We start from the raw sequence: 11,743 nt of genomic DNA on the forward strand, positions 1-11,743 counted from the left end.
GATCGCTTTGCTTAGAAGGTTTTATTTATTCATTTCTTGGTACATCACCTCCACCAACTCGCCTTTCGGGTCGCCTGATAATTCCCAGGTAAAAATGCCACCTAAGTTCGCCTGTTTAGCCCAATTTGCTTTGGCTTTGATCGAGCGTTGATCTTCGTAAGAGATAAAGACTTTCTTTACAGGATGCCACAAGTAAGGCGCTTGAGATTGCTCATCATACTTGTACTCGTAGCCCTGCTCCGCTCCATAGTTCTTCACCAAATCCCAAAACATGAAATAGCCGTTCTCACCCGTACCAAACTGCGCTCCTTGCTCGGATACAAGATCTTGCGTTGGTAAGCCACCCGAGAAGTCTTTGGTGCCTTGCCAGCCACGCCCGTAAAACGCAGCGCCAATCACCAGTTTCTCACTTGGAATACCGAGCTCAATCATCTGGTTGATGAACACGTCTGCGCCCATGCCCCACCAGCTTCGCTCAGTCGCATGCAAGTTGGTAGTATGCCCGGTTTGCTGTCCCCAACCACCAAGGAAGTCATACGTCATTGCAAACATGTTAGTTAGGTACGGCTCCGCGGCTTTCCAATCGATACCTCCTGCTTTTGGACCAACGCCTACCGCTGTAGAGAGCTCGTATTCACGTTTGGTTTGATTTGTGAGTTCATCTAACTCTGCACGCATGGTTTTCACCAAATAGGTAAAGGCCTCACGCTCAGATGCTTTTTGTTCATCAGAAAGCTTGGTGTCAGGGTTCCAAGGCGACGTTGTTAAACCGCCACCACCTGGGTATTCCCAATCCAGATCAATACCATCAAAGAAATCATACTGAGCAATCAACTTAACGGCAGTTTTTGAGAATTGATCCATCGCTTGTTTGCTTTTCGCCATAGCATGGAACGGTTCGGACATTGTCCAACCACCAAAAGAAGGGAGCATTTTAAGATCAGGATGTTGTTTCTTCATTTCAGCAAGTTGAGCGAAGTGGCCTTTGTATGGCACGTTAACGGAGACATCGCCAAAGTCCTTTTCTAATGCTGCTTCGGTATCGACAATGATCGCCGTATACGGATCTTTTCCTTCACATTGTTCGGCAACCAGTTTTTGTACCGTTTCAGAAGCACCGGTATGAGGGCCGCACATACTAAGAAACGCGTAAATCACGTGCGTCAGTTTATCGGCGGGAATATCGTTCACCGTGTATGGGTTTTCTGCATTTGCGTACTGCCAATCCGCAAAGTAACCTGCTACGACTTTTTGCTCGGCGTGCGCCGCACCAGTTAGCCCCATAATCAGTGCAGCAAGAAGTGTCTTTTTCATTGTGTTCTCCAGAGTAGATGTACAAATTTAAAGCTACTCCTAGAGAATATTTTTAACTTGGAAACGAAATCAGGCTGCGAGTCATTTATAACTCCTCGCAGCCTGATTACATAAATTGCATATTATTTGTGCTAACTCTCAGATGCCGCGTTGCCGTGCATTTGCTCATCTAAGTTGAGCACCGTTAATGCGTTGCTGACGCTCGTGGCGATCACGTCTATCGCTCCGGTTCTTAATGCTCCAAGTAAGGCGAGCGGCTTGCTGTTCTCCGCTGCAATCGCGATGACTTCCGATATTGGGCGAAACTCTTCAATACCAAGGCCAATCACTCGGTCACTCATTACGGTGTTGGCAACATTACCGTGAATGTCAAAGAAATCATAACCTGCAAAGTCCCCGACCACGCCTTGTTGAAGCCTCGATTGAACGACCTCATCTGGCGTAAACCAGCCTAAGTCCACCATGTAACTGTTTTCGCTCATGTCACCAATACCGACCAAAGCGACATCGGCTTTACGTGCCAAATCGAGCGTTTGTTTCACGGTTGCATTTTGCATGAAAGCCAACTTCTGTTCTCTGTTCTCTGCATAAGCCGGCGCATAGAGAGTTTCGGACGTTCCACCGTACTTTTTCGCTAACTGACGACATATGTGGTCGGCGTTATACATACCACCACGTGGGTGAATACCGCCGATACCACATACAAATTTACAGTCACGCGGCGTAATAACACCAATATGGTGAGCGACAGAAGATACGTTACGCCCTTGTCCAACGGTCACCACCATGCCGTTTTTAAGCGTGCTGGTGAGATAATTGGACACCAATCCCGACACCTGTAGTCGCTGTGCCTCTTCATTTGGCTGATCAAGAGCAACAAGCGCGCGCTTAACGCCGAATCGCTCGATCAAACGTTGTTCAATCTTAGCGCTAAACACCGGGTGGTATTTAACGGTGATTTCAACGATGCCCTCATCACGCGCCTGCTTGAGCATTCGCCCGACCTTTGCGCGTGATATGGCAAATTTTCTCGATATCTCTTCCTGAGTCGCACCGTCTTGATAATACGCGACGGAAATCTCTGTCAACAAATCCGTGTTTTCAATGGAAATATCTTGATTAGAACTGCTCATGGTTTCTCTCGCCCTTTAAGAGGATCGATATTGTATGCAATAAGTGAGCATATGCTCATTGACTTAGCATATGTTCTTTATCAATTTAAACGCTACATTTGCTCATCGCAATAACATTTTCTCACTACAATTTTTTACCCTAGCGTACAACGCTCAAGCTTTGAACAATAAGGGCAAACGTTTATTTGGGTTAACCACTAAACACACAGTAAAAAAACGTTGATGAAGTTCACTATAAGTCGATTTCAGCAATTGACTTTCAGCATAGATAGGATAAATATGGACACATCATTTACTCAGCTATCGATCAAATGTTCATGGCATTTGTTCGGTAACGAAATTTTCCGTAGTTGGCTGAGCAGATGTCTCATTAAATGCGATGAGACGATTAGCTAACTCGCTTGCAAATGCACAAGCTGTGATAACAAAAATCACGCTTAAGCCCATTTAAATAGGATGATCGATTATGAGCAACAAGTTAGAGCAACTTCGTAAACTAACGACTGTAGTAGCAGACACTGGCGAAATTGATGCAATCAAAAAGTATCAACCAGAAGACGCAACAACTAACCCTTCTCTTATCCTGAAAGCCGCTCAAATCGCAGAGTACGCACCTCTAATCGATGCTTCAATCGAATATGCTAAAGCACAGAGCAACGACAAAGCTCAACAAGTTCAAGACACTTGTGACATGCTTGCAGTAAACATCGGTAAAGAAATCCTAAAAACTATTCCAGGTCGTATCTCTACAGAAGTTGACGCGCGCCTATCTTACGATATGGAAGGCAGCGTAGCGAAAGCACGTCAACTAGTAAAAATGTACAACGATGCAGGCATCACTAACGACCGCATCCTTATCAAACTGGCGTCTACTTGGGAAGGTATCCGCGCAGCAGAAATCCTAGAGAAAGAAGGCATCAACTGTAACCTAACGCTTCTATTCTCATTCGCTCAAGCGCGTGCTTGTGCAGAAGCTGGCGTATTCCTAATCTCTCCATTCGTTGGCCGTATTATGGACTGGTACAAAGCGAAAGAAGGCCGTGACTTCGAAGCTTCAGAAGATCCAGGCGTACTGTCTGTAACTAAGATCTACAACTACTACAAAGAGTACGGCTACAAAACTGTCGTAATGGGCGCAAGCTTCCGTAACATCGGTGAGATCCTAGAACTGGCTGGCTGTGACCGTCTAACTATCGCGCCTGCTCTACTTGCTGAGCTAGAAGCGGCAGAAGGCGAAGTGGTTGAGAAGTTGGTTGATTCTAAAGGCGCAGCTGAGCGTCCTGCACCAATGACTCACTCTGAGTTCCTATGGGAACACAATCAAGACCCAATGGCGGTTGAGAAACTGGCTGAAGGCATCCGCAACTTCGCCGTTGACCAAGGTAAACTAGAAGCGATGATCGAAGCTAAGCTTTAATTGCTTACCAAAAGCGAGTAGCCCGTCTACTCGCTTTTACCATCAGCGCTTATTCAAGATTTTCTATTTGAACTTGTTTCGACGAGTTCCCTCTATTTAAACCCTTATCGAGAAGTAATCACTATGGATCGTAAATATCTAGCAAATGCAATTCGTGCGCTAAGCATGGATGGTGTTCAACAAGCTAACTCTGGTCACCCAGGTGCACCTATGGGCATGGCTGATATCGCTGAAGTTCTTTGGCGCTCTCACCTAAACCACAACCCATCAAACCCTGAGTGGGCAGACCGCGACCGTTTCGTACTGTCTAACGGCCACGGCTCAATGCTAATTTACTCTCTACTGCACTTGAGCGGTTACGAGCTATCTATCGATGATCTGAAAAACTTCCGTCAGCTTCACTCTAAGACTCCTGGTCACCCAGAGTACGGCTACGCGCCTGGTATCGAGACAACAACGGGCCCTCTAGGTCAAGGCATCACTAACGCGGTTGGTATGGCTCTAGCTGAGAAAGCGCTAGCAGCACAGTTCAACAAAGAAGGCCACGATATCGTTGACCACTTCACTTACGTGTTCATGGGCGACGGCTGTCTAATGGAAGGTATCTCGCACGAGGCATGTTCTCTAGCTGGTACACTAGGTCTAGGCAAACTGATCGCATTCTGGGATGACAACGGCATCTCTATCGACGGTCACGTTGAAGGTTGGTTCTCTGACGACACGCCTAAGCGTTTTGAAGCGTACGGCTGGCACGTAATCCCAGCAGTAGACGGTCACGACTCTGAAGCGATCAACGCAGCAATCGAAGCGGCGAAAGCGGATCCTCGCCCTACACTTATCTGTACTAAGACAATCATCGGTTTTGGTTCACCAAACAAGTCTGGTTCACACGATTGTCACGGTGCGCCACTAGGTGCAGAAGAAATCGCAGCAACACGCAAAGAACTAGGTTGGGAGCACGGTCCTTTTGAAATTCCGCAAGAAGTCTACGCAGAATGGTCAGCGAAAGAAACAGGCGCAGCTAAGGAAGCAGCGTGGAACGAGAAATTTGCAGCTTATGAAGCAGCGTACCCTGAGCTGGCAGCTGAATTTAAACGCCGCGTAAACGGTGAGCTTCCTGCACAGTGGGAAGAGAAAGCAAGCCAAATCATTGCCGATCTTCAAGCAAACCCAGCAAACATTGCGTCACGTAAAGCATCTCAAAACGCTCTAGAGGCATTTGGTGCTCTACTACCTGAGTTCATGGGCGGCTCTGCTGACCTAGCGCCTTCTAACCTAACCATGTGGTCTGGTTCTAAGTCTCTAGAAGCAAGTGACTTCTCTGGTAACTACATCCACTACGGTGTACGTGAATTCGGTATGACGGCGATCATGAACGGTATTGCGCTACACGGTGGTTTCGTTCCTTACGGCGCGACATTCCTAATGTTCATGGAATACGCTCGTAACGCAATGCGTATGGCGGCTCTGATGAAGATTCAGAACATCCAAGTGTACACGCACGATTCTATCGGTCTTGGCGAAGATGGCCCAACTCACCAACCGGTTGAGCAAATGGCATCGCTACGTCTAACGCCAAACATGAGCACATGGCGTCCATGTGACCAAGTTGAATCAGCAGTGGCTTGGAAACTAGCGATTGAACGTAAAGATGCACCAACTGCGCTTATCTTCTCTCGTCAGAACCTAGCGCAACAAGAGCGTGATGCGGAGCAATTAGCAAACATCGCGAAAGGTGGTTACATCCTGAAAGATTGCGAAGGCAAGCCAGAGCTAATCCTTATCGCAACAGGTTCTGAAGTTGAACTAGCAGTAGAAGCAGCAGCACAGCTAACTGCTGAAGGTAAGAAAGTACGCGTGGTTTCAATGCCATCAACAGATGCATTCGACAAGCAAGACGCAGCTTACCGTGAAGCCGTTCTACCATCAGACGTAACAGCTCGTATCGCTATCGAAGCAGGTATCGCTGACTTCTGGTACAAGTACGTAGGCTTCGACGGTCGCATCATCGGTATGACTTCATTCGGTGAATCTGCACCTGCTGGTGAACTGTTCAAAATGTTCGGTTTCACTACGGAAAACGTAGTAAATACAGCAAAAGAACTACTAGCGTAATTGCAGTAAAAAGATAATCAGTTTTCTCTATTGCGAATGTGAAAACTGAAAAGCCCCGCCAGCAATGGCGGGGCTTTCTTTTATCTGGCCCCTATTTGTATAAGCACAGCCAGAAAGTGAACACAACGACTTTCGTTACGGCTATTTGTCTTCAAATCGAAGCGCGAGCTGATAGAAATCTTGTACTTGCTCTTTCAACTGACGGCTGTTTTGCTCTACGGAGTGCGTTGCTGCCAAGTTTTGCTCTGCCGTAGAAGCAATAGAGTGAATATGCTGATTTACATCGCTGGATAGCTTCAGCTGGTTATTCGCCGCTTCCGCCACATCGACCATCAACCCACTCATGCGTTGCATCATCTGTTCAACCTCAGACAAACGAAGCGCGCTTTGCTCTGCAACCTGAGAACAGGTATCCGTTTGCTCTTTGTTTGCCAGAATGTCTTTTTGCCAACTTTGTATCGTTGCCAACATAGCATAGATAGACGCTTGGATTTGTTCAGTTGCATTGGATGTGCGACCAGAGAGCGCGCGCACCTCATCGGCAACAACAGCAAAACCACGACCTTGCTCACCCGCCCTCGCCGCTTCAATTGCCGCGTTAAGTGCCAGTAAATTGGTTTGTTCTGCGATCCCACCAATCTCTTCCATCAAATGATTCACTTTCTGCGCCTGATCACTCAGCTGATACGTCGTTTCCGTCGCTTTTTCAGCTTGAAGGCTCAACTGCGTTAGATTGGTGTGCGTTTGATCGATGGTTTCCTTCGCCATCAAGCATGACTTCAAGGTGTCATCAATTAGCATATGGGCATCATTGGTGCTAGAAGAGACTGAATTCGCCGAAGACTCCACCTCTTGAGTCGCATCACGTACGCGATGAATATCGGTGTTTTGCTGATTTAATGCAGCCGAAACTTCTGCTGTGGTTTGGCTCAATTCTTCAGCACAATGCTGCAACGGCAGTGCGGAGTCAGTCATTCTTCCCAACACGGTTCGAATTCTTGCGGACAGCATTTTGATATGGAAATCGGCAATCGAAAATGCCGTATTACCAGAATAGATCAAGCGACTCACGCTGTCGTATTGCTTTTGTAACTTTTTCAGTTGTTGAGGCGTATCAATTAATTCTTGGCGGAATAACAGCGCTAGAACACTCGCAGGTAGTGCACTTGCAAGCCAAGCTAATGGACCTTCAATAGACAATGCATATGCGGCTGCAGGTGCGGTCAATGCGCCAAGTAGAATCGCATAGCGAATGGTTTCATTGAGTTTCAACGACCAAGTACGACCTGATTTCTCGGCGGCGCGCATACTCTTGTAGGCTTTCGTGGCTATATCAACCCACTCTCGCTTTGGCTTCACGCGCACAGATTGATAACCAACAACGTGGTTATTTTCATAAATAGGGGTGACATAGGCATCAACCCAATAGTAACCGCCCGACTTAGTGGCATTCTTAACCATGCCGCGCCAGGCTTTGCCTTGCTTAAGACGTGTCCACATATCGCCGAAAGCGGCTTTAGGCATGTCATTGTGGCGAACGATATTGTGGTTCTGACCGACGAGTTCTTCGTGAGTGTACTCAGCAACACGGCAAAAGGCTTCGTTACAATACGTAATAACACCTTGTAGGTTCGTTGTTGAGACGAGTTCCTCAGACTCCCTCACGAGAGTTTCTTGAGCTTTATGAGAAATATTGGCTGACATAGACGAAACTTCTGTAGTTTTTATTAATTTTCGGCAAGATATATACAGGATTTTTATTTTTATTACAAAAAGTTAGATAAAAAGTCTTATCAAATCGACATTTTTAGTGTGGGAATTCACATTATCAATAAAAATATAAAGAAGAAGTTGTGGAGTTGAGCTAATAAACAAAACCCGACACATTATGCCGGGCTATGTATAGAAGATCTAATCAAGCAGTTTGGGATTCCGTTTCTTTGTTCGTTTTCAAAGCAAACATCACGATGACGAGCAACACAAAAGGAAGAACGTACAAATTAAGGTTTTGCCAACCTACGGTGGATTCAAGCCAGCCAGATAGTAATGCAGTGATAGTGACACAACTGAACACGAAGAATTCATTAAATGCTTGAGCCTTGCTCCTGTTTTTCGCTTCATAGCTTTGACTAAATAACCCAGTTGCCGCGATAAACATAAAGTTCCAACCAACGCCTAACAGAACTAAAGCAAGACTAAAGTGCCAAATGGACACTCCATGTATGTTAATTCCGATGCAAGCAACAAATAGAAATCCACCGGCTAAAATCATATTCTTCGCGCCAAACCGCTCTATCAAGCGTCCCGTGACAAACGCCGGTGCAAACATGCCCAGCACATGCCATTCGATCACTCCTGCCGCTTTGTCAAAATCAAAGCCACAACCAATCATCGCCAGAGGCGTTGCTGTCATTAAAATGTTCATTACCGCATACGCAACCATTGCGGCGATAACCGCTAGCATGAAATTAGGTCGACGGATAATGTGCCCCACTTTATCCGCTTTAGTATGTAGAACTTGCGTGTGTGCTGGTGGAAAACGAATCGTTTGCAGCACGATCAACGCAGTTATATAAAGTCCAATAAGCACGGCAAAAGCACTAATGTACAAACCATCATCTGACCATTGCTGTGAATACACCGCCAAATTAGGGCCAAGTATCGCCGCTAGTACCCCTCCCGCCATAGATATCGAAATCGCCCTGTGTCTTGCCGACTCTTCACACACTTCAATAGCGGCAAATCTGTATAGCGTTCCGAAGCCAATACCAACACCGAGCAAAAAGGTAGAAACACAGAACAGATAGAAGTTCTGTTGACTTAACGCATACGTCGCTAGGCTGGCACCCAAAATGCCAATAACATTACCGAGACTAAACCCAAGGCGACGTCCCAACTTGCCCATAATTAGTGACGCAGGGATCGTCGCAGCCATCAGTCCTAAAAATTGCAGCGCAACGGGCAACGTAATAAAGCTTGATGACGGCGCAAGTGTTTTGCCAATAAGGGCAATAACAGATATGAGTAAAATATTCCCTGTCATTAATAGGGCTTGGCAAAGGGATAATAGCCATACATTACGATTCAATTCCAAATTCCTTTTGGTTACAGCGCATACAGATAACATATAGGAAAGCAGAAACAATAGAAAGAGATGCGAGTAATTCTCAATAAAAAAGAGCCAGAAGCACAATGCCTCTGGCTCTTTAAAAAAGTTCTTTCTGTTGAGCTTATTTGTTACGGCGCGCTTTTACTGCATCTGAAAGCTGACGAAGTACGGTTTCCGTATCTTCCCAACCGATACATGCATCGGTAATCGACTGACCATAAGTGGCCGCTTTACCATCCACTAAGTCTTGGCGACCTTCAACTAAATGAGACTCAATCATCACACCAAAAATTGCTTCTTCGCCACCAGCGATTTGCTCTGATACGTCATCAGATACCAACATTTGACGTTTGAACTGCTTCGAGCTGTTAGCGTGGCTAAAATCAATCATCACTTTTTTCGGTAGCCCAGCGCCATCTAACTCATCTTTAATTTGAGCAACATGCGCTGCACTGTAGTTTGGCTCTTTACCACCACGGAGAATGATATGGCAATCAGGATTGCCAGCGGTTTCTACGATCGCAGAATGTCCGTATTTTGTTACTGATAAGAAGTGGTGAGAAGCACTTGCAGAACGAATCGCATCGCTCGCGATCTTAATGTTCCCGTCTGTACCATTTTTAAACCCAACAGGACAAGAAAGACCAGAAGCAAGCTCACGGTGAACCTGAGATTCTGTCGTACGAGCACCGATAGCACCCCAACTGATCAGATCCGCCACGTACTGGGGCGTGATCATATCTAAGAACTCACTCGCGGTCGGCAAGCCCATATCGGTAAGATCAAGAAGAAGCTTACGTCCAATACGCAGACCATCATTCAGCTTGTAGGTATCATTTAGGTAAGGGTCGTTGATCAGACCTTTCCATCCTACCGTTGTACGCGGTTTCTCAAAATAAACTCGCATCACAACTTCTAGTTGTTCACCAAGTTCATCACGTAATACTTTTAGCTTTTTACCATATTCAACCGCAGCAGCAGGATCGTGAATGGAACACGGGCCAACAATTACAAGCAATCGGTCATCTTTTCCTTCAAGAATATTGTGAATGGCATTACGGCAATCAAAAGTGGTCGAAGAAGCGGTTTCAGTCGCTGGGAACTTCTCTAATACTGCTACAGGTGGCAATAACTCTTTTACTCTATTTATTCTTACATCATCAGTTTGAAACATTACTTCTACTTCCTGGTTTTTATTTCCGACCCAATTTTTTGCCAACTGAACTCATTGCAACATTGTTCACAAAGCGAGCAGCATCAAGGGCTCTGGTCATTTTCTGTCTAGCGTTTAAGTAACTTATCGGCTTAGGCGTAGACTTGCAATCAGTTTTTGCAAATAAATGCAAATAAAAACCACCTGTTAACCACCGCGCACAATGTAAAATAAAGTTTACGAAAAAAAGTTCAAAATAATCATCAATTTTCTTATGACCCTAAAAATCTTTACTACAATGTAAGAAATATCAGAAGTTTGTGAGGTGTTATTGGTTAGTAAATGTTGATCAAGTTCAAAGATATTGTTGCTTGATATGAAATGATTAGAATATTAAACTAATTTCTTATAAACGCTGGTTTTTTCTAATTTTTTGATAAAACGAAGTAGAAGTTAATATGCAATCAATACAAGGAAACATTATGAACAAAGTAGCAATTGCAGTAGCAGCAGTGGTAGCTGGTAGTAGCGCGCTTTTAAACTCTGCTCAAGCTGAAATGTATATCGGGGGCAAAGTAGGCATGACTACACTTGACGATGCTTGCTATCTAAATAGCCCTTGTGATGATGAAGCTTTTGGTGCTGGACTACATATCGGTTATGACTTCACCGATATCATCGGGCTAGAGTATGGTGTCGACTTCTTAGGCGATTACAAAGCTAACTTTAAGTCAGGGGCTAATACAGTTAATACGATCGACGGCAATTTAACGGCTTTAACTCTCGCACCTAAATTTAACTGGCACTTGAACGAATCTTGGAACTTATTCGCTAAGATCGGTGGTGCTTACATGATGTCTGATGACGAAAAAGATTTCGTTCCAACTGGCTCGCTAGGTGCTGAATACACTATCGACAGAAACTGGAGCGTACGCGCAGAATATCAACGCTATCAAGACCTGTCTGATGACGTATGGGACGACATGGACGCTAACTTCTTCGGTATCGGCTTTAACTACAAATTTGCGGCTGCGCCAGTGGTTGCGGCAGTTGTAACAGAAGAAGTGGTTGAGCCAGATCCAGAACCAGTGATGATGAGCAAAGTGCACAAAGAAGAGTACGGTACAGGTACGTTTGAATTCGACAGTGCTAAGCTAACAGACTCTGTTTCGGAGCGTCTAGACAACTTCGTATCATTCTTGAACGAATACCCTCAAGCTCAAGTAGAGATCACTGGCTACACGGATAGCTCTGGTCCTGCGACTTACAACCAAAAACTGTCTGAGCGTCGTGCTCAATCTGTTGCGGATTACCTAACTGCTGCAGGCATTGACTCAGATCGTTTAACTGTGAAAGGCATGGGTGAAGAAAACCCAGTTGCTGACAACAGCACTCGTGAAGGTCGTGAGAAAAACCGTCGCGTAGAGGTTGTGGTTCCTTCGTTTGAATACCAAGAGCTAGTTCAACCTGAATAAACATCTATGATACTTTATCTATGATGT

The 11,743-nt window shown here is 45.4% G+C and carries 8 protein-coding genes; 3 read left to right on the top strand and 5 right to left on the bottom strand.

The annotated features are described in order from the left end of the window. Nucleotides 1-21: 21 nt before the first annotated feature. Nucleotides 22-1,314, bottom strand: a complete 1,293-nt coding sequence (locus MTR11_RS15315; RefSeq protein WP_243327995.1) for a glycoside hydrolase family 18 protein — start codon at nt 1,312-1,314, stop codon at nt 22-24. Between the two features lie 131 nt (nt 1,315-1,445). After that, nucleotides 1,446-2,447, bottom strand: coding sequence for a sugar-binding transcriptional regulator (locus MTR11_RS15320; protein WP_005396112.1), 1,002 nt, complete (start codon nt 2,445-2,447; stop codon nt 1,446-1,448). A gap of 466 nt (nt 2,448-2,913) precedes the next feature. Between MTR11_RS15320 and tal the strand changes: the two genes are divergently transcribed. Both tal and tkt read left to right on the top strand, forming a co-directional pair. Then, nucleotides 2,914-3,864 carry a transaldolase gene (gene tal / locus MTR11_RS15325; protein WP_005396118.1) on the top strand — a complete coding sequence of 317 codons (951 nt, stop codon included), beginning with the start codon at nt 2,914-2,916 and terminating at the stop codon, nt 3,862-3,864. Nucleotides 3,865-3,987: 123 nt separating this feature from the next. Then, nucleotides 3,988-5,979: a transketolase gene (gene tkt, locus MTR11_RS15330; protein WP_145472775.1), complete on the top strand. Its 1,992-nt coding sequence runs from the start codon at nt 3,988-3,990 to the stop codon at nt 5,977-5,979. 141 nt (nt 5,980-6,120) lie between these two features. Here tkt and MTR11_RS15335 read toward each other — a convergent pair whose 3' ends face one another. The 3 genes from MTR11_RS15335 to aroG form a co-directional block, all read right to left on the bottom strand. Beyond that, nucleotides 6,121-7,683, bottom strand: a complete 1,563-nt coding sequence (locus tag MTR11_RS15335; protein ID WP_243327996.1) for a methyl-accepting chemotaxis protein — start codon at nt 7,681-7,683, stop codon at nt 6,121-6,123. 211 nt (nt 7,684-7,894) lie between these two features. Further along, nucleotides 7,895-9,067 (bottom strand): MFS transporter, encoded by a 1,173-nt coding sequence (locus MTR11_RS15340; protein WP_193621661.1) that lies wholly within the window; start codon nt 9,065-9,067, stop codon nt 7,895-7,897. Between the two features lie 142 nt (nt 9,068-9,209). Next, nucleotides 9,210-10,262 (bottom strand): 3-deoxy-7-phosphoheptulonate synthase AroG, encoded by a 1,053-nt coding sequence (gene aroG, locus MTR11_RS15345; protein WP_005396134.1) that lies wholly within the window; start codon nt 10,260-10,262, stop codon nt 9,210-9,212. Between the two features lie 461 nt (nt 10,263-10,723). Here aroG and MTR11_RS15350 point away from each other — a divergent pair, with 461 nt between their 5' ends. Further along, entirely contained in the window at nt 10,724-11,716 is a 993-nt protein-coding gene (locus tag MTR11_RS15350) for an OmpA family protein (protein ID WP_005396135.1), read from the top strand. Nucleotides 11,717-11,743 lie beyond the last annotated feature (27 nt).

It is taken from the genome of Vibrio sp. CCB-PB317 (genome assembly GCF_022808245.1).
In the GTDB taxonomy this organism is placed as follows: domain Bacteria; phylum Pseudomonadota; class Gammaproteobacteria; order Enterobacterales; family Vibrionaceae; genus Vibrio; species Vibrio diabolicus.